This is a genomic window from Streptococcus sp. ST14, from assembly GCF_046098195.1.
GTDB lineage: Bacteria > Bacillota > Bacilli > Lactobacillales > Streptococcaceae > Streptococcus.
In genome coordinates this window covers 56,924-82,819 of the sequence record NZ_JBJUSF010000004.1, presented here as the reverse complement: position 1 = coordinate 82,819, position 25,896 = coordinate 56,924, and the positions used below count along the sequence as shown (strand labels likewise).

Sequence of the window (25,896 nt, the reverse complement as noted above, 5' to 3'; positions counted from 1 at the left end):
TATAATATGTAATACATTTATTCTACTAGAAAAGAGGAAAATATTCAAATTTTTGTTTGTCAATTTTATGTCAATTAAGTTTACAGGTTTATTTACAATGAGTTAGTTGTTTGATTTAAATAATTTTCTGTTATTTTAACAAAAAAATGCTATAATTGAAGAGACCATTTCGAAGGAGAAAAAAATGACGAAACCCATTATTTTAACAGGAGATCGCCCGACAGGAAAACTGCATATTGGACATTATGTTGGGAGTCTTAAAAATAGAGTATTACTGCAGGAAGAAGACAAGTATGAGATGTTTGTTTTTTTGGCGGACCAACAAGCATTGACAGATCACGCCAAAGATCCTCAAACGATTGTAGAATCGATTGGGAATGTTGCCTTAGATTACCTAGCAGTTGGATTAGATCCAAGTAAATCAACCATCTTTATTCAAAGTCAGATTCCAGAGTTAGCTGAACTGTCTATGTACTATATGAATTTGGTGTCACTAGCACGTTTAGAGCGCAATCCTACAGTGAAAACAGAGATCGCTCAGAAAGGGTTTGGAGAAAGTATTCCGACAGGATTTCTGGTTTATCCGATTGCGCAAGCAGCAGATATTACTGCCTTCAAGGCTAATTATGTTCCTGTTGGGACAGATCAGAAACCAATGATTGAGCAAACTCGTGAGATTGTTCGTTCCTTTAATCATGCTTATAATTGTGAGGTCTTGGTGGAGCCGGAAGGTATTTATCCAGAAAATGAGAGAGCAGGGCGTTTGCCAGGTCTAGATGGAAATGCTAAAATGTCTAAATCCCTTAATAATGGTATTTATCTAGCAGATGATGCGGATACGTTGCGTAAAAAAGTCATGAGCATGTATACTGATTCGGATCATATTCGAGTGGAGGATCCAGGTAAGATTGAAGGAAACATGGTTTTCCATTATCTAGATGTGTTTGGTCGTCCAGAAGATGCTCAAGAAATTGCGGATATGAAAGAACATTATCAACGTGGTGGTCTTGGTGATGTGAAGACGAAACGTTATCTACTTGAAATATTAGAACGCGAACTTGGTCCTATTCGTGAGCGCCGTATTGAATTTGCTAAGGATATGGGAGAAGTGTACAATATGCTTCAAAAAGGTAGTGAGAAAGCGCGTGAGGTTGCGGGGCAAACTCTATCTGAAGTTAAGGGAGCAATGGGACTAAATTATTTTAAATAATAGATAAAATATGAATCGTAAAACTATCTCTTCCATAGGATCACAGGGATAGTTTTTTTTATGATTTCTACCATAAATATAATTGACAAATTTTCATAGAATGGTATGATAGATACAATACAAAAAGAGTCAAGCTCAAAAAGAAAGAAAAGAGGAAACTTGAATGTCTAATTGGGATACTAAATTTTTAAAAAAAGGTTTTACCTTTGATGATGTATTGCTCATTCCAGCAGAAAGTCATGTGTTGCCTAATGATGCAGATTTAACAACAAAATTGGCAGATAATCTGACTTTAAATATCCCAATTATAACAGCCGCCATGGATACAGTCACAGAAAGTCAAATGGCTATTGCCATTGCTCGTGCAGGTGGTCTTGGAGTAATCCATAAAAACATGTCTATTGCGCAACAGGCAGATGAAGTTCGCAAGGTAAAACGTTCTGAAAATGGTGTTATTATTGATCCATTCTTTTTGACTCCAGAACACACGATTGCTGAAGCAGATGAACTGATGGGACGTTACCGTATCAGTGGTGTTCCAGTTGTGGAGACACTTGAAAATCGTAAATTGGTTGGTATTCTAACAAACCGAGATCTTCGCTTTATTTCAGATTACAATCAGCCAATCTCAAACCATATGACCAGTGAAAATCTTGTTACTGCTCCTGTTGGTACAGACCTTGCAACAGCTGAGAGCATTCTTCAAGAACACCGTATTGAAAAACTTCCTTTGGTTGATGAAGAAGGTCGTCTTTCTGGCTTGATTACTATTAAAGATATTGAAAAAGTAATTGAATTTCCTAACGCAGCAAAAGATGAGTTTGGTCGTCTTCTAGTTGCCGGTGCAGTAGGTGTTACTTCAGATACATTTGAACGTGCAGAGGCTCTTTTTGAAGCAGGAGCTGACGCAATTGTTATTGATACTGCCCATGGTCACTCTGCTGGGGTTCTACGTAAAATTGCTGAAATTCGTGCTCACTTCCCAGATCGCACTTTGATTGCTGGTAATATTGCAACTGCTGAAGGTGCGCGTGCTCTTTATGATGCGGGTGTGGATGTTGTCAAAGTCGGGATTGGACCAGGTTCTATCTGTACTACTCGTGTGATTGCAGGTGTAGGTGTCCCACAAGTGACAGCAATTTATGATGCGGCAGCAGTTGCGCGTGAATATGGAAAAACGATTATTGCTGATGGTGGAATCAAATATTCTGGAGATATTGTAAAAGCCCTTGCTGCAGGTGGAAATGCAGTTATGCTTGGATCAATGTTTGCTGGAACAGATGAAGCACCAGGTGAAACTGAAATTTTCCAAGGGCGTAAGTTTAAGACTTACCGTGGTATGGGATCAATCGCTGCAATGAAAAAAGGATCAAGTGACCGATACTTCCAAGGTTCTGTCAATGAAGCAAACAAACTCGTTCCAGAAGGAATTGAAGGTCGTGTTGCCTATAAAGGCGCAGCAGCTGACATTGTCTTCCAAATGCTTGGTGGTATTCGCTCTGGTATGGGTTACTGTGGTGCAGCTAATCTTAAAGAATTGCACGACAATGCTCAATTTATCGAAATGTCAGGTGCTGGTCTCAAAGAAAGCCATCCTCATGATGTACAAATCACTAATGAGGCGCCAAACTACTCTATGTAAGAAGTAAAAAAGAACTCCTGAATTTCAGGAGTTCTTTTTTGTTTACAAAGATGTCAATTTTAATTTACAGATATTTTACCGTTTTGGATGTTGAAAATACTAAGATTTTCTGGCAAGTTTTGTAAGTGGTCTAAACTTGTTGTTGTGATGAAGGTTTGGATAGATTGTGAAATAGTTTCTAGTAATTTTAATTGTCGTGTGTTGTCAAGTTCGCTCATAACATCATCAAGCAAGAGTATTGGAGACTCGTTAGTAATGCTTTCCATTAGTTCAATCTCTGCTAGTTTGATAGAAAGTACAAGACTACGATGTTGCCCTTGGCTTCCAAAACTAGCATCCATTCCATTGATATAAAAAGCAATGTCATCTCGATGAGGACCAACTCCAGTATTCTTTTTAAATAAGTCTCTGGATCGGCTTTTCTCCAAAGCAATTTTAAAAGAATTTGTTAGCTGTTCTTCATTGGTGAAGTTGACAGATGATTGATAAGATATTGACAGCTCTTCTAATTCATTTGAAATTTCTAAGTGTTTTTTTTGACCAAATTTCTCTAAGTCTTTAATGAATTTTATCCGATGCTTTATAACACGACACCCATACTCTACTAGCTGATCGTCTAAGACTGACAGAAATGTATCGTCAATCTTCTGGCTGGATTTTAGGTAGGTATTTCTCTGTTTGAGTATGTGATTATAGTTTGACAAGTCTGACAAGTAGATTGGTTTAATTTGTCCCAGTTCGATGTCGATAAATTTTCGACGGACAGAAGGTGATCCTTTAATTAGCTGGAGATCTTCAGGTGCGAAGAGGACAACATTCATATGACCGATGTAGTCTGATAGGCGAGCTTGTTTTAAGTGATTGACCTTAGTCACACGCCCTTTTGGCGTTAAATCAATTTCTAGAGGGATAGAGCTTGTTTTTTTCTGTAGCAAGCCAGAAAGATGGAGTTGCTCGTTATCAAAATGAATGAGATTTTTATCTGTACGAGTCCGATGACTACGTGTCAAGGCTAAGAAATAGATTGCTTCTAGAATATTGGTTTTTCCTTGTGCATTTTGACCTAGAAAGACATTTAATTTTGGATTGAAATCAATTTTTGCCTCTTTGTAGTTTCGAAAGGTTTTAATTGTTAAATGTTGGAGCCACATGGTTATCTTCCTGGAAAACGTGGAACTTGTTTGGTTTTAGGCGATGAAGAAGTTTTTTGTTTTTCTTTCTTGACACCTTTATTCATCTCTTTAACAAGTTTAGCAATTCGCTCTTTCTCAATCTTATCTGCTTGATACTCTTCTTGCTCTTTTAAACTTGGTTGTGTCAAGGTGATGTCAATCTTTAAATCAGGAATGTCAATCGTATCTCCAATACGGATTTTTTTCCCACGTCTACTTTCTAACTCGCCATTAAAGTAAACTTGATGATCTATTAAAAAGGATTTGATAGCACCACCGCTTTGTATAATTCCAAGTTCTTTTAGGAGGGCTTGGAGCGTAATAAATTCTTCAAATAATTTGTATTCCATAATTCACCTCAATCTTTGGTATTATACCATATTTTCCTTGAAATAGCTGAAGGAAAGTTAGCTGAAATGAAAACGGTTTTACTCTTTAAAGCTATAAAGAGAACAAGAAAAATTTTGATTTTCGTGGTATAATAGAACTCTATATGTAAGGAGGTAAGGTATGGAGTTAGTGCCTGGAATTTTAGCACATTTTGTTCAATCCAAAAAGTTTAAAACAAATAAAATCACTATTCGTTTTACTGCTCCCTTATCTCTTGAGACAATAGCAGGACGTATGTTAAGTGCAAGTATGTTGGAGACGGCAAATCAAGCTTATCCCACATCACAAGCATTTCGCAGATACTTGGCAAGTTTATATGGAACAGATATTTCCACAAGTGCTTATCGTAGAGGACAAGCACATATTCTTGACTTAACATTTACCTACGTGCGAGATGAGTTCTTGAGTAAAAAAAATGTCTTGACTTCTCGAATTTTGGAATTGGTGAGACAGACTTTATTTGCTCCCTTAGCTCAAGATGGTGCTTTTGAGCCAGCTTTATTTGAAATTGAAAGAAAACAGTTATTGGCTAGTCTAGCTACTGATATGGATGATTCATTTTATTTTGCTCATAAGGAGTTGGATAGCTTGTTCTTCCATGATGAGCGTCTTCAATTGAGATACAGTGATTTACGAAATAGTATTTCAAATGAGTCTCCGGAAAGTAGCTACATGTGCTTTCAAAATGCTCTGAAAAATGATCGTATTGATTTCTTTTTCTTAGGTGATTTTAATGAAGTAGAAATTACAGAATCACTGAAGTCATTACCCTTTACAGCTAGAGAGAACGGCGTCACTATCCAGTACCATCAATCTTATTCGAATGTTCTACGAGAAGGAATGTTTCAGAGGAATGTTGGGCAATCTATTTTGGAATTAGGCTATCATTCTCCTGTAAAATATGGTGATGATGAGCATTTGCCCATGCTTGTTATGAATGGTTTGTTGGGTGAATTTGCACATTCGAAACTTTTTACAAATGTTCGTGAAAATGCTGGAATAGCCTATACAGTCTCTAGTCAATTGGATTTGTTTAGTGGTCTGTTAAGGATGTATGCGGGTATCGATAGAGAAAATCGAAATCAGGCTAGAAAAATGATGAATCATCAATTGCTAGATCTGAAAAAGGGTAATTTTACAGATTTTGAACTTGAACAAACCAAGGAGATGATTCGACGATCTTTGTTGATGGCTCAAGATAATCAACAGACCCTGGTTGAAAGAGCCTATTTGAATGCTCTATTGGGGAAATCAAGCTTTGATATTGATCGATTGGTGGCAAAATTAGAGAGTGTTGATAAAGAGGCTGTATGTAAAGCTGCCAACAGTTTGAAGTTACAAGCGATTTACTTTATGGAAGGAGTAGAATGACAAAGGTTACTTTTGAAGAAAAATACTATCCTGCTGTAAAGGAAACAGTCTACAAAGCACAATTGTCAAATGGATTGACAGTTTCTTTACTTCCTAAGCGAGATTTCAATGAGGTTTATGGGATTGTAACAGTTCAATTTGGTTCTGTAGATGCAACTTATACAAGCTTGGAAAAAGGTTTACGTCATCATCCAGCAGGAATTGCACATTTTCTTGAACATAAATTGTTTGAAAGAGAAAATTCTGAGGATATAATGGCTGCTTTTACTCGATTAGGTGCGGACAGTAATGCCTTTACAAGCTTTACTAAGACCAGCTATCTTTTTTCAACAATTGACCATCTATTAGAAAATTTAGATTTGCTAGATGAGTTAGTCGGAGATGTTCATTTTACAGAAGAGTCTGTTTTGAGGGAACAGGCTATTATCCAGCAAGAACGAGAAATGTACCAAGATGATCCAGACTCACGTTTGTTTTTTGCAACATTAGCCAACCTTTTTCCTGATACTCCTTTAGCAACAGATATAGTTGGAAGTGAAAAATCAATTTCTGAGATTCAAGTTTCAAATTTAAAAGAGAACTTTACAGACTTTTACAAACCTGTCAACATGTCACTGTTTTTAGTTGGAAATATTGATGTGGAAGTTGTTGAGGAATACTTTTCGAAAAAGGAAAAGGAAGTTTCAAACCAGTTTACGGTTTCAAAAGAGCAACTCCTTTTGCAGCCTGTGAAGCAAACAGATAGTCTTCGGATGGAAGTTTCTTCACCCAAACTTGCTGTTGCGATTAGAGGCAATGGGCAAATAAGAGAAGCTGAGTCTTATCGTTACAATATTTTATTGAAATTACTATTTACGATGATGTTTGGTTGGACTTCTGATCGTTTTCAAAGGTTATATGAGACTGGGAAGCTAGATGCGTCATTGTCACTTGAGGTTGAAGTCAACAGTCGCTTTCATTTTGTGATATTGACAATGGACACCAAAGAGCCTGTTTCTCTGTCGCATCAATTTCGTAAAGCGATTCGTCAGTTTAGTAATGATGCGGATATTACCGAGGAACATTTAGATCTTGTTAAGAGTGAGATGTTTGGGGAGTTTTTCAGTAGCATGAACTCTTTGGAATTTATTGCAACTCAATACGATCCGATGGATCGCGGAGAAACAATTTTTGATTTTCCGAAAATTTTACAGGAAATTACTTTGGAGGATGTTCTAGAAGCTGGACATCGTTTGATTGATAATGGTGATCTAGTTGATTTTACAATCTTTCCAGCTTAAAAGATGACTAATACTAGAAAGAAGGAATGGTACGTATGAGAAAAAAAACAATTGGCGAGGTTCTACGTTTAGCCAGAATTAACCAGGGATTGAGTCTGGAAGAATTACAGGAAAAAACTGAAATTCAGTTGCATTTTCTAGAAGCTATGGAGGCAGATGATTTTGATCAACTTCCTAGTACCTTCTATGCTCGTTCTTTTTTAAGAAAATATGCCTGGGCAGTAGAGTTAGATGAAAGAATTGTTTTGGATGCCTATGATTCAGGTAGTATGATCACTTATGAAGAGGTAGATGTCGATGAAGAAGACCTGTCTGGTCGCAGACGATCAAATAAGAAAAAAACGTCTTATCTCCCCTTGTTTTATTTCGTTCTATTTGCTTTGTCAATTTTAATTTTTGTCACTTACTATGTTTGGAACTACATCCAAACTCAGCCAAATCCTTCTTCAGCTAATTATAGTGTTGTGAACTCGACTAGTTCCACAACCTCATCTAGTTCATCTTCTAGTAGTCAGACGTCTAGCTCGTCTTCTACTACGGAATCAACTATTACAGTGTCAGGAGAAGGAAACCGCATTGAAGCTCGGTATAAAACGAGTAAGGAAACCGCTACTGTTCAACTGGCAGTATCAGATGTAACTAGTTGGGTAAGTGTTTCAGGAAGTGAGCTGGAGGGTGGTGTGACACTATCCGCAGACAATAAGAATGCAAAAACAACAGTTTCAACTAAGAATCCCGTTACCATTACTTTAGGTGTAGTGAAGGGAGTTACTGTGACAGTGGACAATCAAACGATTGATACTTCGAAGCTGACAACTCAGACTGGAACTGTAATACTTACATTTACTACAGATTAAGGAAAAATCAATGAAAAAAGAACAAATTCCTAATGTATTAACTATTGGTAGAATTCTCTTTATACCTCTCTTTATTCTTATTTTGACTTTAGGCCATTCACAAGGAAGTCATTTGCTGGCAGCAATCATCTTTGCAGTTGCTAGTATAACGGATTATCTTGATGGTTACCTTGCTCGTAAATGGAATGTAGTCAGCAACTTTGGAAAATTTGCAGATCCGATGGCTGATAAGCTGTTGGTTATGTCAGCTTTTATCATGTTGATTGAGTTAGGCATGGCTCCAGCTTGGGTTGTTGCTATTATCATCTGTCGTGAACTTGCGGTGACAGGCTTGCGTTTGTTGCTTGTTGAGACGGGAGGGACAGTTCTAGCAGCAGCGATGCCAGGGAAAATCAAGACCTTTAGTCAGATGTTTGCCATTATCTTTTTGCTCTTACATTGGAATTTAATTGGGCAACTGTTGCTTTATATAGCTTTATTTTTCACCATCTACTCTGGTTATGATTATTTCAAGGGTAGCGCTCATGTATTCAAAGGGACATTTGGTTCGAAATGAAATCGATTATTGAAGTAAAAGATCTGTCTTTTCGTTACAAGGAAGACCAGGATCATTATGACGTTAATAATGTCTCGTTTCACGTGAAACGGGGAGAATGGCTTTCGATTGTAGGTCATAATGGAAGTGGAAAATCGACAACTATCCGTTTGATTGATGGATTGCTTGAAGCAGAGTCTGGGGAAATCTGGATCGATGGGCAATTGCTGTCCTCTGAGAACGTTTGGGACTTGCGTCGACAAATTGGTATGGTTTTTCAAAATCCAGATAACCAATTTGTGGGGGCGACTGTTGAAGATGATGTTGCCTTTGGTTTAGAAAATCAGGGACTTCCTCGTGAAGAAATGAAGAAGAGAGTGGTTGAATCTTTGGAGTTGGTAGGTATGCTGGACTTTAAGAGGAGAGAACCAGCTCGTTTATCTGGTGGACAAAAACAGCGTGTGGCTATTGCTGGAGTTGTTGCCCTGAGGCCAGCTATTTTGATTTTGGACGAGGCTACAAGTATGTTGGATCCTGAGGGACGCAGAGAACTGATTCAGACAGTTCAAGAGATTCGAAAAGACCATCAGATGACAGTCGTCTCCATTACACATGACTTAGAAGAAGTTGCGATGAGTGACCGTGTCTTGGTCATGAAAAAAGGCCAAGTGGAGTCAACCAGTAGCCCAAGAGAACTTTTTTCGCGGGACGACCTTGACCAGATAGGGTTGGATGAGCCTTTTACTAATCAATTGAGAGAATCTTTGAGAGAGACTGGTTATCAGTTGCCGGATGGCTATTTGACAGAAGGAGAGCTAGAGGACAAGCTATGGGAATTACTCTAGAAAATGTGAGCTTTACCTATCAAGAGGGGACTCCCCTATCTTCATCAGCCTTGACTGATGTTTCTTTGACGATTGAGGATGGTTCCTATACAGCTTTAGTAGGGCACACAGGTAGTGGGAAATCAACGATTTTACAGCTTTTAAATGGCCTATTGGTACCAAGTAAGGGTTCTGTTCGAGTTTTCGATACCGTCATTACCCCTACATCAACCAATAAAGAAATTCGCCAGATTCGAAAGCAGGTTGGTCTAGTGTTTCAATTTGCTGAAAATCAGATTTTCGAAGAGACTGTTTTGAAAGATGTTGCATTTGGACCACAAAATTTTGGAGTTTCTGAGGAAGAGGCCAAGAAAATTGCGCGTGAAAAGTTAGCCTTGGTAGGCATCGATGAGTCACTCTTTGAGCGCAGTCCTTTTGAACTTTCGGGTGGTCAGATGAGACGTGTGGCTATAGCAGGTATGCTAGCCATGGAGCCAACTGTCTTGGTTTTGGATGAGCCTACAGCTGGACTAGATCCTCTGGGCAGAAAAGAACTGATGACCCTGTTTAAAAAACTTCACCTTGCTGGAATGACAATCGTCCTGGTAACGCATTTGATGGATGACGTAGCTGCATATGCTGATCAGGTCCATGTTATGGAAAAGGGGCGTTTGGTCAAAAGTGGTAAACCGAGCGAAGTTTTCCAAGATGTAGCCTCTATGGAAAAGGTGCAGTTAGGTGTGCCTAAAATAACAGCCTTTTGTAAACGTTTGGCAGATAGAGGTGTAGCTTTTAAAAAATTGCCAATCAAGATAGAGGAGTTTAAGGAGTCGCTAAATGGATAGTATGATTTTAGGGCGTTATATACCGGGGGATTCCATCATTCATCGCTTGGATCCCCGTAGTAAATTGCTTGCCATGATCCTGTTGATTTTGATTGTATTTTGGGCCAATAATCCCCTCACTAATCTCATTCTGTTTGTAGCGACAGGTATATTTATCGCTTTGTCAGGCGTTTCCCTCTCATTTTTTGTTCAGGGATTAAAATCCATGTTCTTCTTGATTGCTTTTACAACTCTTTTTCAGCTCTTTTTCATTTCAAGTGGAAATATCCTATTTGAGTTTTCTTTTATAAAAATAACGGATTATGCTTTGCAACAAGCAGGAATCATTTTCTGTCGTTTTGTGTTGATTATTTTCTTTTCAACCTTGCTAACATTAACGACCATGCCTTTGAGTCTGGCAGCCGCAGTTGAAGCTCTTTTAGCACCGCTGAAACGTGTGAAAGTTCCCGTTCATGAAATTGGTCTTATGTTATCAATGAGTTTGCGTTTTGTTCCAACCTTGATGGATGACACAACGAGAATTATGAATGCTCAAAAAGCTCGTGGAGTTGACTTTGGCGAAGGTAGCATCGTTCAAAAAGTAAAGGCTATGATTCCAATTTTAATTCCTCTTTTTGCGACGAGCTTAAAGCGTGCAGATTCATTGGCAATAGCAATGGAAGCGCGTGGTTATCAGGGAGGAAAGGGTAGAAGTCAGTATAGACAGTTGAGATGGAGTCAAAAGGATACACTGGCAATTCTTGTGATTTTGGTACTGGGATGTTTCTTATTTTTCTTAAAATCTTAGCAGGTTTGTAGGATTGATAAGAAGCTCAAAGTAGCAGGTTTTTAGTATAAAGGTAGGAATATGAACCGTTTTAAAAAATCAAAATATCTAATCATCGTTTTTGTCACAGTTCTGGCAGTTTCTGTACTATTAGTGACAACCTATTCAAGCGCTATTGTGACGAAACTAGGAGATGGGATTTCCTTGGTAGATAGAATTGTTCAAAAACCCTTTCAGTGGTTTGATACTTTCAAATCAGATTTGGGACATTTGACGCAGACTTACAATGAAAACGAAAGTCTAAAAAAACAGCTTTATCAACTAGAGGTGGAGTCTAATCAATCAGAAAGTTTAAAAAATGAAAATGAACAATTACGTCAGTTGCTGGATATGAAGTCAAAATTGCAGGCTACAAAAACCATTGCAGCAGATGTGATTATGCGAGCTCCAGTATCTTGGAAACAAGAGTTAACAATTGATGCGGGAAGTTCAAAAGGAGCTTCTGAAAATATGTTGGCCATTGCAAACGGGGGCTTGATTGGTAGTGTTTCAAAGGTGGAGGATCATTCAACAACGGTCAATCTATTGACAAACACCGAAAATTCAGACAAAATTTCTGTTAAAATCCTGCATGGCTCTACTGAAATTTACGGGATTATCGTTGGTTATGATAAGGAGTCAGAACTGCTTAAAATTAGCCAATTAAATAGTAACAGTGACATTAGCGCAGGAGACAAGGTGACTACAGGGGGGCTCGGAAACTTTAATGTTAAGGATATCCCTGTTGGAGAGGTTGTTGCTACAACACACAGCAGTGATTATCTAACAAAGGAAGTAACAGTAAAGTTAAGTGCTGACACCAAAAATCTTCATGTGGTTGAGTTAGTGGGGAATTAGCAATGAGACTGTTAAAACAAATTGGTATTTTCTTTTTACTCCCTTTTGTCGTACTAATTGATGCACATATTGGACAATTAGCGGGATCCTTCTTCCCCCACTTTCATTTAGCCAGTCATTTTCTATTCTTGTTTCTCTTATTTGAGACAATCGAGGTGTCAGAGTATCTCTATCTAGCCTATTGTTGTATAGTGGGTTTGGTTTACGATATTTATTTTTTCCACTTAATTGGAATTGCCACGCTTTTGTTTATCTTGATTGGTGCTTCGCTCCATAAGTTTAACAGCGTGATATTGACGAATCGTTGGACAAGGATGTTGACCATTATTGTAATCAGTTTTCTGTTTGATATGGGGAGTTATCTTCTTGCTTTGGCTGTGGGATTGACGGTAGATTCTATGCCAGTCTTCATTGTCTATAGTCTTGTCCCATCAATGATTCTAAACTTCTTATGGATGGTGATTTTCCAATACATTTTTGAAAAATATTATCTATGAGAAAGAAATATAAATGTAACAAAGGCGTAATATTTATTATGTCTTTTTTTGGTATACTAGTAATGTCTTAAATAGAAGGAGTATTCACACAATATGAAGAAAAAAATCTTAGCGTCACTTTTGTTAAGTACAGTATTGGTTTCACAAGCGGCGGTATTAACAACTGTTCATGCTGAAACAACTGATGAAAAAATTGCTGCTCAAGATAGTAAAATCAGTGACTTGTCAGCTAAACAAAAAGAAGCTCAAAAACAAGTAGATGAAATCCAAACGCAAGTTACAGCTATTCAAACACAACAAGCAAGCTTGCAAGCTGAAAATGAAACACTTCAAGCTGAGTCTAAGAAACTTGAAGGAGAAATTACAGAGCTTTCTAAGAACATTGTTGCTCGTAATGACTCATTGGAAAAACAAGCACGTAGCGCACAAACAAACGGTGCTGCAACTAGCTACATCAACACAATTGTAAACTCAAAATCAATTACTGAAGCTGTTTCACGTGTTGCAGCCATGAGCGAGATTGTATCAGCTAACAACAAAATGTTGGAACAACAAAAGGCTGATAAAAAATCAATTGCTGAAAAACAAGTTACGAATAACGAAGCTATCAATACCGTAATTGCCAACCAACAAACTCTTGCTGACGATGCACAAGCATTGACAACAAAACAAGCAGAGTTGAAAGTTGCTGAGTTAAACCTTGCTGCAGAGAAAGCTACTGCAGAAAGTGATAAAGCTACTTTATTGGAACAAAAAGCAGCAGCAGAGGCTGAAGCAAAAGCAGCAGCTGAAGCAGAAGCAGCTTATAAAGCACGTCAAACAAGCCAACAACAATCAGTTGTTGCTTCTGGAAATACAACACTTTCAGATCAAGTGCAAGCAACTTCAAGCTCTTCATCAGATGATGATTCAAGCTACACTCCGGCACCTGCTCCAACTCCAACTAGACAGCGTCCAACATACAGTACAAATGCTTCAAGTTATCCTGTAGGTCAATGTACATGGGGTGCTAAGACCTTGGCTCCATGGGCCGGTGATTATTGGGGTAATGGCGGTCAGTGGGCAGCTAGTGCAGCGGCAGCTGGATTCCGTACAGGTTCTACCCCACAAGTTGGTGCAATTGCTTCATGGGATGATGGAGGATACGGACATGTAGCAGTTGTTACGGCTGTTGAGTCCCCAACTCGCATTCAAGTTTCAGAATGTAACTATGATGGTAGCGGAACTCAACCAATCGGAAATTATCGTGGATGGTTTAATCCCACAGCATCACGTGGTACAGTAAGATATATTTACCCAAACTAACATATTAATTATTATTAAAAAATTTAGGGTGAGGTTTTATTAATCTCACCCTTTGTATAGTATTAATAAAAAATTTTCATCAGAACGTTTTTATCATTATGGAATTAAAGATTGGATGAAAATTATCAGATATATAGCTAGAATAAGTATGTTTATCTAACGAAAAAATAACAAGGTTTTAAGAGAGTTGGTACTGGAATTATGTTTACTTATAAAATGAATGTTGATGTTCATGAGTGGGATTTATTTTTACAAAATCATCCTCAAGGAAATTTATTGCAGAGTAGTGATTGGGCCAAGATAAAGGATACTTGGGGGAATGAGAGAGTTGGATTTTATAAAGAAAATCAACTAGTTGGAGTAGCGAATATATTAATCCAGCCTCTTCCATTAGGATTTTCCATGTTCTATATTCCAAGAGGTCCAGTTATTAATTATGAAGATAAAGAACTTTTGAAATTTGTGCTTTTAACATTGAAAAAACTTGCTAAAAAAAGCCATGCAATAATGGTTAAATTTGATCCAAGTCTTTTCATCAGCCTAAGTCTTATCGATCAAGAAACTATCCAAAATTCTAAAACTTTTGAAATTATTGAGGAATTGCAAAAAAACAAAGTTCATTGGACAGGTTTGACAAAGGATATGGCCGAAAACATACAACCTCGTTTTCAAGCTAATATTCATAAAGAAAACTTCTCGCTAGATCAACTATCCAAGTCTACTAAACAGACAATCCGAACTGCAAGAAATAAAGGATTGGAAGTGAAATTTGGTGGCCTTGATTTATTAGATGAATTTTCATTTTTAATGAAGAAAACAGAGTCTCGTAAGAATATCAGTTTACGAGGTAAAGATTATTATCAGAAGTTACTGAATACTTATCCTGATCACTCCTTCATCACACTGAGCTATTTAGACTTACCTAATAGACTGAAAGAAGTTGAGCAGCAACTCGAAAAGAATCTTAAAATAGCGCAGAAGTTCACAGATAAAACGAAGGAAAGTAAAATAAGAGATAATCAGCAAGAGAGAAAACGATTAGAGGAAGAAATTTCTTTCCTTAAGAGTTATATTGATAGAGGGGATAGTATTGTCCCGTTGTCTGGCACTTTAACCATCGAATTTGGGAAAACTTCTGAAAACTTATATGCTGGAATGAATGAGGAATTTAGGCATTATCAACCTGCTATTCCAACATGGTTTGAGACTGCTCAATATTCATTTGAACGTGGGGCAGATACTCATAATATGGGTGGAATTGAAAACAACTTAGAAGGTGGGTTATTTAATTTTAAGTCTAAGTTTAATCCCACTATTGAAGAATTTGCTGGTGAGTTTAACTATCCAATTAGTTCATTATATTTCTTGTTTAATTTAGCTTATAAGATTCGTAAGAAACTTCGAAGTAGATAGCATAAACTAATTATTTTGTCACTACATTAAATTTAAAAAAATTAGCTATCAGAACATCTCAGCAGTATATGTTGAGATGTTTTAAATTTAGAGCTTTTAACTAGTAATTTAGTATCATAAAATCACTTGAAATAAAGCTCCAATTATGATAGAATAAAACTTGTCGTGTAAACGATAATACTCATTCTTGATGAATTGTGAAACTGTTGCCCTTGGGTCGTTTTGCAAGTTGAAATCGAGGAGAGGAAAAAACAAAAAGGAGAAATACTCATGGCAGTAATTTCAATGAAACAACTTCTTGAGGCTGGTGTACACTTTGGTCACCAAACTCGTCGCTGGAACCCTAAGATGGCTAAGTACATCTTCACTGAGCGTAACGGAATCCACGTTATCGACTTGCAACAAACTGTAAAATACGCTGACCAAGCTTACGACTTTATGCGTGATGCAGCAGCTAACGATGCAGTTGTATTGTTTGTTGGTACTAAGAAACAAGCTGCTGACGCTGTTAAAGAAGAAGCAGAACGTTCAGGTCAATACTACATCAACCACCGTTGGTTGGGTGGAACTCTTACTAACTGGGGAACTATCCAAAAACGTATCGCTCGTTTGAAAGAAATCAAACGTATGGAAGAAGAAGGAATCTTCGATGTTCTTCCTAAGAAAGAAGTTGCACTTCTTAACAAACAACGTGCACGTCTTGAAAAATTCTTGGGTGGTATCGAAGACATGCCTCGTATCCCAGATGTAATGTACGTAGTTGACCCACATAAAGAACAAATCGCTGTTAAAGAAGCTAAAAAATTGGGTATCCCAGTTGTAGCGATGGTTGACACAAACACTGATCCAGACGATATCGATGTAATCATCCCAGCTAACGATGACGCTATCCGCGCTGTTAAATTAATCACAGCTAAATTGGCTGACGCTATCATCGAAGGACGTCAAGGTGAAGATGCAGCAGCAGTTGAAGCTGAATTTGCAGCTTCAGAAGCTCAAGCTGACTCAATAGAAGAAATCGTTGAAGTTGTAGAAGGCGACAACGCTTAATTCATATAAATAGTAATTACCTAGGAGGGCGGGGCCTAGCCCAGCTCTCCTATTTTTAAAAAATATAGGAGAATCAAAATGGCAGAAATTACAGCTAAACTTGTAAAAGAGTTGCGTGAAAAATCTGGTGCCGGTGTTATGGACGCTAAAAAAGCGCTTGTAGAAACAGACGGTGATATCGAAAAAGCGATCGAATTGCTTCGCGAAAAAGGTATGGCGAAGGCAGCTAAGAAAGCTGACCGTGTTGCAGCTGAAGGTTTGACTGGTGTATTTGTTAACGGTAACGTTGCAGCAGTAGTTGAAGTAAATGCCGAAACTGACTTCGTTGCGAAAAACGCTCAATTCGTTGACTTGGTAAATGCTACAGCTAAAGTAATCGCTGAAGGTAAACCAGCTAACAACGAAGAAGCACTTGCTTTGACAATGCCTTCAGGTGAAACTCTTGAAGCTGCATATGTATCTGCAACAGCTACAATCGGTGAAAAAATCTCATTCCGTCGTTTTGCTTTGCTTGAAAAAACAGATGCGCAACACTTTGGAGCATACCAACACAATGGTGGACGTATCGGTGTTATCTCTGTTATTGAAGGTGGAGACGAAGCGCTTGCTAAACAAATCTCAATGCACATTGCTGCGATGAAACCAACAGTTCTTTCTTACAAAGAATTGGATGAGCAGTTCGTTAAAGATGAGTTGGCACAATTGAACCACGTAATCGATCAAGATAACGAAAGCCGTGCAATGGTTGGTAAACCAGCTCTTCCACACTTGAAGTATGGATCAAAAGCACAATTGACTGATGAAGTGATTGCTCAAGCTGAAGCTGATATCAAAGCTGAGTTGGCTGCAGAAGGCAAACCAGAAAAAATCTGGGACAAAATCATCCCAGGTAAAATGGACCGCTTCATGCTTGACAACACTAAAGTTGACCAAGCATACACACTTCTTGCACAAGTATACATCATGGATGACAGCAAGACAGTTGAAGCTTACCTTGAATCAGTAAATGCTTCAGTAGTTGAGTTCGCTCGCTTTGAAGTTGGTGAAGGTATCGAGAAAGCTGCAAACGACTTTGAAGCAGAAGTTGCAGCTACAATGGCAGCAGCCTTGAATAACTAATAGAAAAGGAAGCAAATTGCTTCCTTTTTCTTTTGGTCTAGAGAGTAGGCTCTATATGAGTAAACAAAAAGCCCTTTAATAAGGGCTAAGTGCATTTAGGAGGCTACACTTCAAATTCATAGAGTGCTGTAGACAAATAACGTTCGCCGTTATCTGGTGCTAAAGCAAGGACTTTCTTACCTGTACCTAATTTCTTGGCAACTTCAATTGCCCCGTAAATCGCTGCAGCTGAAGAAATCCCAACAAGGAAGCCTTCTTTTCCACCAATTTCACGGCCAAGTGCTAGAGCATCATCTGACGTCACGCGGACGATACCATCATAGGCCTTTGTATCAAGTGTTTCAGGAATAAATCCAGCTGAAATGCCTTGAATTTTGTGAGGTCCTGGCTTTTCACCAGACAAGATAGCTGACTCGTCTGCCTCAACTGCATAAACTTGAATGTTTGGATTTGCTGCTTTAAGAGCGTGAGAAACACCTGAGATAGTTCCACCGGTGCCAACACCACCCACAAAAGCATCTAAACCATCAGAACCGAAAGCAGCCAGTATTTCAGCTCCTGTTGTTCTTTCGTGTACTTCTGGGTTAGCTGGATTATTAAATTGGAGTGGAAGGAAGCCGTCACGTTCAGCGGCGATTTCCTGAGCTTTGGCAATAGCCCCTTTCATTCCTTCGCTACCAGGAGTAAGGACGAGTTCAGCACCATAGGCTTGGATAATCTTACGTCGTTCCACACTCATCGTTTCAGGCATGACGATAACAACTTTATATCCTTTAGCAGCACCGACCCATGAAAGACCAATACCAGTGTTTCCACTCGTTGCTTCAACAATGGTAGCACCCGGTTTTAGAATACCATCTTGTTCCGCTTTTTCAATCATGCTAAGGGCAATGCGGTCTTTTACTGACGATCCAGGGTTAAAAGCTTCTAGTTTAACATAGACATCTGCAGCACCTTCTGGAACAATGTTGTTAAGTTTAACAATCGGTGTTTGTCCAATAAGTTCAGTGATATTGTTATAAATAGCCATAGATATACCTCTTTGTATAAGATGATACTAGTATAACGCGCTTAAGGCTATTTGTAAAATATAGAAATCCTATCAAAGTGATAGGATTTTTTTATATCAAAGGTCTAAGCCATTAATTTTTAATCGATTGTGATAAGCCAATTCTAATAAATAGGTGTAAAGCGGAAGGATGTCCGTTTTTTTAGGGAATTCAAATTTGTGGTAACTAAAATGCTCATTATGTGCTTTTAGAAAGACATTCTCTAAATAAGTGATCGTAATCTCACTATCATCTATACCTGCTCCTGCAGTCTCCATTTCAACGTTGACAATGTTCATCAAAAAGAGTGACTTAACAGATATCTTGCGACCAGTAGCGCCTTGCTTATCTGTAAAGATGATACGAATATTTGTAAAGATGATTGCGTCACGAATGAGCTTATATCCACTTTGAATCTCTTCATTCTCTAGTAGATATTGTCCATATTCTTTGATAAGGGTCTTTTTGTTTTCCTCGCTGAAGTTACCAGCAAGTCCTTGAATAAATTTTCCAAACGCCATGTATTTCTCCTTTGTTTACACTAAGTTTACAGGAACTTCAACTTCTCGTAAACCTTGATTTGTTAAAGTAACCTTTCCATTAAAAAACTCTACAAGAGCAGACTTGATATTTTCTTTCTCTTCCTTATCAACATAAATTATGGTATCGATTTGATCTGTAAAGTTTGTCTCGAGTTCCATGAGATGATGTTCTTTAAGGAAATTACCATACTCTTGGTATTGAGCGTAAGACATCTGAATGGCTATGCCAGCTTGCTCTTTGATTTCAATAATGCCAATTTCTTTGACAGCCAAGGCCACACTACCTGCATAGGCACGGATCAAACCGCCAGCACCTAGTTTGATGCCACCAAAGTAGCGTGTCACTACCACACAGAGATTGGTTAGATTATGATTTTCTAAGACACCCAGCATAGGGACTCCAGCAGTACAACTAGGTTCCCCATCATCACTCGTACGTTTGATTTCACTGCGTTCCCCTACAATAAAAGCAGAGCAGTTATGGGTGGCTTTATAGTGTTCTTTTTTGATGGTAGTGATGAAGTCACGAGCCTCTTCTTCGCTATAAACACGCTTGACATGACAGATAAATCGGGATTTTTTGATTTCTTCTTGGACCTGCCCATCCTCTTTAATTGTTCTAAATTCCATGATTCAATTGTACTAAAAAAATATCTAAAGTGCTAGATTTTTACGAATATTAAAGTATGAAAGTAAATCCAAATTACCTCGGTCGCTTGTTTACTGAGAAAGAATTAACTGAAGAAGAACGACAGGTAGCAGTGAGACTGCCAGCAATGAGAAAAGAGAAGGGGAAACTGTTTTGTCAACGTTGTAATAGTTTGATTCTAGAAGAATGGTATTTGCCTATTGGTGCCTACTATTGTAGGGAGTGTTTGCTGATGAAGCGAGTCAGGAGTGATCAAGCTTTGTACTATTTTCCGCAGGAAGATTTTCCTAAGCAAGATGTTCTCAAATGGCGTGGTCAGTTAACACCTTTTCAAGAAAAAGTGTCAGAGGAACTGCTTCAGGCGGTAGACAAGCAAGAGCCAACCTTGGTTCACGCTGTAACAGGAGCGGGAAAGACAGAGATGATTTATCAAGTTGTGGCTAAAGTGATTGATGAAGGTGGTGCAGTTTGTTTGGCCAGTCCTCGAATTGATGTGTGTTTAGAACTGTATAAGCGACTGCAGAATGACTTTGCTTGCGATATAGCGCTACTCCATGGCGAATCAGAGCCCTATTTTCGAACTCCCTTAGTAATTGCAACAACTCATCAGTTATTAAAATTTTATCATGCTTTTGATTTGTTGATAGTGGATGAGGTAGATGCCTTTCCTTATGTTGACAACACTATGCTTTACTATGCTGTAAAGAATAGTGTAAAGGAGGATGGATTGAGGATATTCCTTACAGCAACCTCTACAGATGAGTTAGATAGGAAGGTTCGCACAGGAGAATTAAATCGATTAAGCTTGCCGAGACGGTTTCATGGAAATCCTTTGATTATTCCTAAACCAGTCTGGTTATCGGATTTTAATCGCTGTTTAGAGAAAAGCCAGTTATCAACCAAGTTAAAGACCTATATTGAGAAACAGAGAAGAACAGGTTATCCATTGCTGATGTTTGCATCAGAGATTAAGAAAGGCGAAAAACTAAAAGAAATCTTGCAGGAGCAGTACCCGAATGAGAATATCGGTTTTGTATCTTCTGTCACAGAAGACCGATTAGAGCAAGTGCAAGCTTTTCGAGATGGAGAACTAACAATACTGATCAGTACAACAATATTGGAACGCGGGGTTACCTTCCCTTGTGTGGATGTTTTCGTAGTAGAAGCTAATCATCGTCTCTTTACCAAGTCTAGTTTGATTCAGATTGGAGGTCGAGTTGGGCGTAGTATGGACAGACCAACTGGTGAGTTGCTCTTCTTTCATGATGGATTAAATGCTTCCATCAAGAAGGCAATCAAGGAAATCAAGCAGATGAACAAGGAGGCGGGATTATGAACTGTTTATTATGTGGCCAGACTACAAAAAGTGAGTTAACTTTTGGTAGTCTCTTCCTTTTAAAAGATGACTGCAGTTATCTTTGCTCAGCTTGTGCTTCGAATTTTGAGAAGATTGGTGAAAAATATTGCCCAAACTGTATGAAAACAGGGGTGTCAACTCAATGTCAAGATTGTAAACTTTGGTGTAAAGAAGGAATTCAGGTTGATCATAAGGCAATCTTTACCTATAATCAAGCTATGAAAGACTTTTTCAGTCAATATAAGTTTGATGGTGATTTTTTGCTTAGAAAAGTTTTTGCTTCCGTTCTTGCTGAGGAGCTGAAAAAGTATAGAGGATATCAATTTGTTGTAATTCCCCTAAGTCCTGGAAGATTGCTTGAGAGGGGGTTTAACCAAGTCGAGGGTTTGGTTGAGGCGGCAGGCTTTTCTTTTAAAGATATATTAGGAAAAAGAGAAGAGAGTGCTAGTTCTTCTAAAAGCCGTTTGGAAAGATTGGCTACTGAAATTCCATTTTTTATTAAAGATGGAATCTCACTTCCTAAGAAGATTTTGCTGATTGATGACATCTATACAACAGGGGCAACTGTGAATCGTGTGAAACGACTTTTGGCAGAAGCAGGTGCTTTGGAAGTTAAAACTTTTTCCCTTGTAAGATGAGGAAAAAATTTGCAAAATGAAAATGAAAGCGTTATAATATAGTTAGAAAAACAAAAATGTTTAGAAAGAAGGTACTTATATGATTAAATATAGTATCCGTGGTGAAAACCTAGAAGTAACAGAAGCAATTCGTGATTATGTAGTTTCTAAACTCGAAAAGATTGAAAAGTATTTTCAACCTGAGCAGGAGTTGGATGCACGTGTGAACTTGAAAGTTTACCGTGAGAAAACGGCAAAGGTTGAAGTAACAATTCCACTTGGATCTATCACTCTTCGTGCTGAAGATATTTCTCAAGATATGTATGGTTCTATCGATCTTGTAACAGATAAAATTGAACGTCAGATTCGTAAAAATAAGACTAAAATCGAACGTAAGAATAAAAATAAAGTTGCGACAAGTCAACTCTTTACAGATGCTCTAGTTGAAGATGCAAATGTTGTGCAACCAAAAGTCGTTCGTTCAAAACAAATTGATTTGAAGCCAATGGATTTAGAAGAAGCCCTTCTCCAAATGGATTTATTGGGACATGATTTCTTTATCTATGTAGATGTGGAAGATCAAACAACTAATGTTTTGTATCGCCGTGAAGATGGTGAAGTTGGTTTGTTAGAAGTGAAAGAATCATAAAATAGAATTTTTAAAGTGGTTTACACCAGTGTAAACCACTTTTGTATTGCATCATTATAAAAGGTATAAATGGGGACAGTTATGAAAGACGTGGTGATTGTTTCAGCAGTGCGAACTCCAATAGGCTCCTTTGGAGGAAGTTTGAAGAATGTTTCAGCTGTTGATTTGGGAGCGTTGGTTATTAAGAGTGCTTTGGAAAAAGCCAATGTCAAACCAGAGCTAGTAGATGAAGTGATTATGGGGAATGTACTAGGCGCAGGTTTAGGTCAAAACGTAGCTCGTCAAATGAGCATTCATGCAGGACTCCCTGAATTTACACCAGCCTTTACTATCAACAAGGTTTGTGGTTCCGGTTTGAAGGCAGTGCAGTTGGCTGCTCAAGCAATTCAGTGTGGCGATGCAGATATTATCGTAGCTGGTGGTGCAGAAAACATGAGTCAGGCGCCATACGTTATGCCAAGCTTCCGTTGGGGCGGCCGTATGGGCGATTCAAAAGTGGTAGATACCATGATTAAGGACGGTTTGTCTGATGCTTTTAACGAATACCATATGGGGATTACAGCTGAGAATGTGGCTGAAAAATATGGCATCAGTCGAGAAGAACAAGATGCTCTTGCTTTAGAGTCACAAAAACGTGCAGTGGCGGCTATAGAATCTGGCCGCTTTAAAGAAGAGATTGTGCCAGTTGTCATTCCTCAACGCAAAGGTGATCCGATCGTTTTTGATACAGATGAATATCCTAGAAAAGATGCTAGCTTAGAGAGTTTGTCTAAGCTAGATCCTGTTTTCAAAAAAGACGGTTCTGTCACAGCGGGAAATGCTTCCGGTATCAATGACGGGGCAGCGGCTGTCTTGGTCATGAGTGCTGAAAAAGCGGAAGAATTAGGACTCTCAGTGATTGCTCGCATTTGTTCGTATGCAAGTGCAGGTTTGGACCCTAAGATGATGGGATGTGGGCCGATTTATGCGACTCGCAAGGCTCTTGAAAAAGGCAATTTGACAGTTGATGATCTCGACTTGATTGAGTCAAATGAAGCCTTTGCTACCCAGGCTTGTGTGGTTGGGAAAACACTTGGCTTTAACACAGATATTGTCAATGTCAATGGTGGCGCCATTGCTCTTGGTCACCCAATTGGAGCTTCCGGTTGCCGTATCCTAGTGACGCTGGTACATGAGATGATGAAACGTGATGCTAAAACTGGGTTAGCAACTCTCTGTATCGGAGGAGGGATGGGGACTGCCCTTATCGTGGAACGTTAGGTGTTAATGATTTGAACACGTGGGTAGGAGGGTGATGATTCCCTCCTCTTTTTGTGTCTGAAGTTAGAGAAATGAAGGGCTTGCATCTTTTAAAGGGTCGCTTTTTAAGGGCATTTGTGATATAATAATGCGCAAGAGGTTTAGAATGAAAAAAAATAATTTAATCCCGTTTTCTGCAGTCTTGCTAGGACTTGCAACTTTCGGAATCTTAACTTTGCTGATTATTTTTTCACAAAATAATGTTGTAACAATCAGTGTCTTGTTTTTATTTGTACTTCTTTATCTGCTTTTATTTGTCTGGCAAAAAAAACAGTATGAAAAGAGCGAAATTGAACAAATCCAATACGTAAATCATCAAGCTGAAAATAGCTTGAGTACTTTGCTTGATCAAATGCCGGTGGGAGTCCTGAAATTAGACTTATCTAGTGGCGAAGTGGAATGGTTTAATCCCTATGCTGAGCTGATTTTGACGAATGAAGAAGGGGAAATTGATGTTGAATTAATTCAAACCATCATCAAGGCTTCTGTTGGGAATCTTGGTTCGTATGCTACCTTGGGCGAAACACGGAATGCTGTTCATATGGACAAGGCTTCGGGTGTTTTGTATTTCTTTGATGTTTCTGGGGAGTACGAAGCGACTGTCGAATTGGTAACTAGTCGTCCAGTCATTGGGGTCATCTCAGTGGATAATTACGATGATTTGGAGGATGCGACGTCTGACTCTGATATCAGCCATATCAATAGCTTTGTAGCTAATTTTGTTTCAGAATTTGCTAGTAAGTATGCTATGTTTTCTCGCCGTGTGGGGATGGATCGTTTTTATTTATTCACAGATTACACAGTACTCGAGGAATTGATGAATGATAAATTCTCTGTTATTGATAGTTTCCGAGAAGAATCAAAACAGAGGCAACTGGCCCTAACCTTAAGTATGGGATTTTCTTATGGTGATGGAAATCATGAAGAGATAGGGAAAATTGCCTTGCTCAACTTGAACTTAGCAGAAGTTCGCGGTGGTGACCAGGTGGTGGTCAAGGAAAATAACGAAACCAAGAATCCTGTCTACTTTGGTGGAGGAACTGCTGCATCTATCAAACGTACTCGTACACGTACCAGAGCCATGATGACAGCCATTTCTGATAAGATTCGAAGTGTTGACCAAGTTTTTGTAGTCGGTCATAAAAATCTAGATATGGATGCTTTGGGCTCTGCTGTTGGTATGCAGTTGTTTGCAAGTAATATTATTGAGAACAGTTATGCTGTCTACGATGCAGACCATATGCCAGCAGATATCGAACGTGCTATTCAGTTCTTGAAGAAGGAAGATGTCACGAAACTTTTATCTCTTACAGATGCGATGAAGCTAGTTACAAACCGTTCATTATTGATTCTGGTGGATCATTCCAAGACGGCTCTGACCTTGTCAAAAGATTTTTATGATTTGTTCACTCAAACTATTGTTATTGACCATCATAGACGTGATCAGGATTTCCCTGAGAATGCAGTCATCACCTATATTGAAAGTGGAGCAAGTAGTGCCAGTGAGTTGGTCACAGAATTGATTCAGTTCCAAAATTCTAAGAAGAATCGTTTGAGTCGTATGCAGGCCAGTGTTTTGATGGCTGGTATGATGCTGGATACCAAGAATTTCACATCTCGCGTGACGAGTCGAACCTTTGATGTGGCTAGCTATCTGAGAACACGGGGAAGTGACAGTATTGCTATCCAGGAGATTGCTGCGACAGATTTTGAAGAGTACCGTGAGGTAAATGAACTCATTTTACAAGGTCGTAAGTTAGGTTCAGATATCTTGATTGCCCAAGCTAGGGACTCAATGTCTTATGACACAGTTGTTATCAGTAAGGCTGCCGATGCTATGCTGGCTATGTCTGGCATTGAAGCCAGCTTCGTTCTGGCAAAAAATACACAAGGATTTATTTCTATCTCGGCTCGAAGTCGTAGTAAAATCAATGTGCAACGTATTATGGAAGAGCTGGGTGGTGGTGGTCACTTTAATCTAGCAGCTGCGCAAATCGAGGATATGAGTTTGTCGGAAGCAGGAGAAAAATTGACTCAACTAATCCTGGAAGAACTAAAGGAAAAGGAGAAAGAAGAATGAAAGTAATCTTTTTAGCAGATGTTAAAGGAAAAGGAAAAAAAGGCGAAATTAAGGAAGTGCCAACTGGCTATGCTCAAAACTTCCTGATTAAAAAGAATTTGGCCAAGGAAGCGACTGCTCAAGCAGTGGGTGAGTTGCGTGGAAAACAAAAATCAGAAGAAAAGGCTCATGCTGAAATGATTGCTGAAGCAAAAGCCATCAAGGCTAAGCTTGAAGCAGAAGAAACAGTTGTAGAGTTTGTTGAAAAGGTTGGACCAGATGGCCGTACATTTGGCTCTATCACTAACAAGAAAATTGCAGAAGAATTGCTTAAGCAATTTGGTATCAAGATTGACAAACGCAATATTCAAGTGCAAGCACCAATTCGAGCAGTAGGTTTGATTGATGTACCAGTGAAGATCTACCAAGATGTTACAAGTATCATCAATCTTCGTGTAAAAGAAGGTTAAGTTTACAACTTCTTGACAAGATTGTAAAAGGA

General features: G+C 38.6%; 26 protein-coding genes. 21 read left to right on the top strand and 5 right to left on the bottom strand.

Annotation, left to right across the window (positions count from 1 at the left end; genetic code table 11):
- The first annotated feature begins 184 nt into the window (after positions 1–184).
- Complete coding sequence (gene trpS / locus ACIY19_RS02365) at positions 185–1,210, top strand: tryptophan--tRNA ligase (protein ID WP_000165463.1); 1,026 nt, start codon at positions 185–187, stop codon at positions 1,208–1,210.
- Between the two features lie 163 nt (positions 1,211–1,373).
- Positions 1,374–2,852, top strand: a complete 1,479-nt coding sequence (guaB, locus tag ACIY19_RS02360; protein WP_409002591.1) for an IMP dehydrogenase — start codon at positions 1,374–1,376, stop codon at positions 2,850–2,852.
- Between the two features lie 59 nt (positions 2,853–2,911).
- Here guaB and recF read toward each other — a convergent pair whose 3' ends face one another.
- Both recF and yaaA read right to left on the bottom strand, forming a co-directional pair.
- Positions 2,912–4,003, bottom strand: coding sequence for a DNA replication/repair protein RecF (recF, locus tag ACIY19_RS02355; RefSeq protein ID WP_049505026.1), 1,092 nt, complete (start codon positions 4,001–4,003; stop codon positions 2,912–2,914).
- Between the two features lie 2 nt (positions 4,004–4,005).
- A complete protein-coding gene (yaaA, locus tag ACIY19_RS02350; protein ID WP_049505027.1) occupies positions 4,006–4,374 on the bottom strand; it encodes a S4 domain-containing protein YaaA in 369 nt (122 codons plus the stop codon).
- Between the two features lie 160 nt (positions 4,375–4,534).
- On the opposite strand from yaaA, the gene yfmF reads away from it, so the two are divergent.
- The 13 genes from yfmF (at position 4,535) to tsf (ending at position 17,173) form a co-directional block, all read left to right on the top strand.
- Positions 4,535–5,785, top strand: a complete 1,251-nt coding sequence (gene yfmF, locus ACIY19_RS02345) for an EF-P 5-aminopentanol modification-associated protein YfmF (RefSeq protein ID WP_061428624.1) — start codon at positions 4,535–4,537, stop codon at positions 5,783–5,785.
- On the top strand, positions 5,782–7,065 hold the full coding sequence (gene yfmH / locus ACIY19_RS02340; protein WP_061428622.1) for an EF-P 5-aminopentanol modification-associated protein YfmH: 1,284 nt from the start codon (positions 5,782–5,784) through the stop codon (positions 7,063–7,065). Before yfmF ends, yfmH begins: the two co-directional genes overlap by 4 nt.
- 35 nt (positions 7,066–7,100) lie before the next feature.
- Positions 7,101–7,922, top strand: coding sequence for a cytoskeleton protein RodZ (gene rodZ / locus ACIY19_RS02335; protein ID WP_409002590.1), 822 nt, complete (start codon positions 7,101–7,103; stop codon positions 7,920–7,922).
- Between the two features lie 10 nt (positions 7,923–7,932).
- Positions 7,933–8,478 (top strand): CDP-diacylglycerol--glycerol-3-phosphate 3-phosphatidyltransferase, encoded by a 546-nt coding sequence (gene pgsA, locus ACIY19_RS02330; protein ID WP_000712149.1) that lies wholly within the window; start codon positions 7,933–7,935, stop codon positions 8,476–8,478.
- Positions 8,475–9,302 carry an energy-coupling factor ABC transporter ATP-binding protein gene (locus ACIY19_RS02325; protein WP_061428616.1) on the top strand — a complete coding sequence of 276 codons (828 nt, stop codon included), beginning with the start codon at positions 8,475–8,477 and terminating at the stop codon, positions 9,300–9,302. The genes pgsA and ACIY19_RS02325 overlap by 4 nt, the downstream gene beginning before the upstream one ends.
- Entirely contained in the window at positions 9,287–10,126 is an 840-nt protein-coding gene (locus tag ACIY19_RS02320; protein WP_061428614.1) for an energy-coupling factor transporter ATPase, read from the top strand. The genes ACIY19_RS02325 and ACIY19_RS02320 overlap by 16 nt, the downstream gene beginning before the upstream one ends.
- Positions 10,119–10,913: an energy-coupling factor transporter transmembrane protein EcfT gene (locus ACIY19_RS02315; protein WP_049505039.1), complete on the top strand. Its 795-nt coding sequence runs from the start codon at positions 10,119–10,121 to the stop codon at positions 10,911–10,913. The genes ACIY19_RS02320 and ACIY19_RS02315 overlap by 8 nt, the downstream gene beginning before the upstream one ends.
- Before the next feature lie 60 nt (positions 10,914–10,973).
- The gene (gene mreC / locus ACIY19_RS02310) at positions 10,974–11,789 is read left to right on the top strand and encodes a rod shape-determining protein MreC (RefSeq protein ID WP_001078971.1); all 816 of its coding nucleotides are present in this window, start codon (positions 10,974–10,976) and stop codon (positions 11,787–11,789) included.
- A 2-nt stretch (positions 11,790–11,791) separates the two neighbouring features.
- Entirely contained in the window at positions 11,792–12,286 is a 495-nt protein-coding gene (mreD, locus tag ACIY19_RS02305) for a rod shape-determining protein MreD (protein WP_049505040.1), read from the top strand.
- 93 nt (positions 12,287–12,379) lie between these two features.
- Positions 12,380–13,591: a peptidoglycan hydrolase PcsB gene (pcsB, locus tag ACIY19_RS02300; RefSeq protein ID WP_061428606.1), complete on the top strand. Its 1,212-nt coding sequence runs from the start codon at positions 12,380–12,382 to the stop codon at positions 13,589–13,591.
- 201 nt (positions 13,592–13,792) lie between these two features.
- A complete protein-coding gene (locus ACIY19_RS02295) occupies positions 13,793–15,004 on the top strand; it encodes an aminoacyltransferase (protein ID WP_049505044.1) in 1,212 nt (403 codons plus the stop codon).
- A 270-nt stretch (positions 15,005–15,274) separates the two neighbouring features.
- Complete coding sequence (gene rpsB, locus ACIY19_RS02290) at positions 15,275–16,054, top strand: 30S ribosomal protein S2 (RefSeq protein WP_000268475.1); 780 nt, start codon at positions 15,275–15,277, stop codon at positions 16,052–16,054.
- A 78-nt stretch (positions 16,055–16,132) separates the two neighbouring features.
- Entirely contained in the window at positions 16,133–17,173 is a 1,041-nt protein-coding gene (gene tsf, locus ACIY19_RS02285) for a translation elongation factor Ts (protein ID WP_000808059.1), read from the top strand.
- 103 nt (positions 17,174–17,276) lie between these two features.
- On the opposite strand, the gene cysK is transcribed toward tsf, so the two are convergent.
- The 3 genes from cysK to ACIY19_RS02270 form a co-directional block, all read right to left on the bottom strand.
- Positions 17,277–18,203 (bottom strand): cysteine synthase A, encoded by a 927-nt coding sequence (gene cysK / locus ACIY19_RS02280; RefSeq protein WP_061421561.1) that lies wholly within the window; start codon positions 18,201–18,203, stop codon positions 17,277–17,279.
- Positions 18,204–18,299: 96 nt separating this feature from the next.
- Positions 18,300–18,743: a PH domain-containing protein gene (locus tag ACIY19_RS02275; protein WP_061421560.1), complete on the bottom strand. Its 444-nt coding sequence runs from the start codon at positions 18,741–18,743 to the stop codon at positions 18,300–18,302.
- A gap of 15 nt (positions 18,744–18,758) precedes the next feature.
- Positions 18,759–19,394, bottom strand: a complete 636-nt coding sequence (locus ACIY19_RS02270; protein ID WP_409002589.1) for a YigZ family protein — start codon at positions 19,392–19,394, stop codon at positions 18,759–18,761.
- Between the two features lie 56 nt (positions 19,395–19,450).
- Here ACIY19_RS02270 and ACIY19_RS02265 point away from each other — a divergent pair, with 56 nt between their 5' ends.
- The 6 genes from ACIY19_RS02265 to rplI all read left to right on the top strand — a co-directional run bounded on the left by ACIY19_RS02265 (position 19,451) and on the right by rplI (position 25,864).
- Positions 19,451–20,749, top strand: coding sequence for a DEAD/DEAH box helicase (locus ACIY19_RS02265; RefSeq protein ID WP_409002588.1), 1,299 nt, complete (start codon positions 19,451–19,453; stop codon positions 20,747–20,749).
- Positions 20,746–21,408: a ComF family protein gene (locus ACIY19_RS02260; RefSeq protein ID WP_409002587.1), complete on the top strand. Its 663-nt coding sequence runs from the start codon at positions 20,746–20,748 to the stop codon at positions 21,406–21,408. Before ACIY19_RS02265 ends, ACIY19_RS02260 begins: the two co-directional genes overlap by 4 nt.
- A 79-nt stretch (positions 21,409–21,487) precedes the next feature.
- On the top strand, positions 21,488–22,036 hold the full coding sequence (gene hpf / locus ACIY19_RS02255; RefSeq protein ID WP_000599111.1) for a ribosome hibernation-promoting factor, HPF/YfiA family: 549 nt from the start codon (positions 21,488–21,490) through the stop codon (positions 22,034–22,036).
- 81 nt (positions 22,037–22,117) lie between these two features.
- Positions 22,118–23,296 (top strand): acetyl-CoA C-acetyltransferase, encoded by a 1,179-nt coding sequence (locus ACIY19_RS02250; protein ID WP_409002603.1) that lies wholly within the window; start codon positions 22,118–22,120, stop codon positions 23,294–23,296.
- Positions 23,297–23,441: 145 nt separating this feature from the next.
- Complete coding sequence (locus ACIY19_RS02245) at positions 23,442–25,415, top strand: DHH family phosphoesterase (RefSeq protein ID WP_409002586.1); 1,974 nt, start codon at positions 23,442–23,444, stop codon at positions 25,413–25,415.
- Positions 25,412–25,864: a 50S ribosomal protein L9 gene (gene rplI / locus ACIY19_RS02240; RefSeq protein WP_000864208.1), complete on the top strand. Its 453-nt coding sequence runs from the start codon at positions 25,412–25,414 to the stop codon at positions 25,862–25,864. Before ACIY19_RS02245 ends, rplI begins: the two co-directional genes overlap by 4 nt.
- The last annotated feature ends 32 nt before the right edge of the window (positions 25,865–25,896 follow it).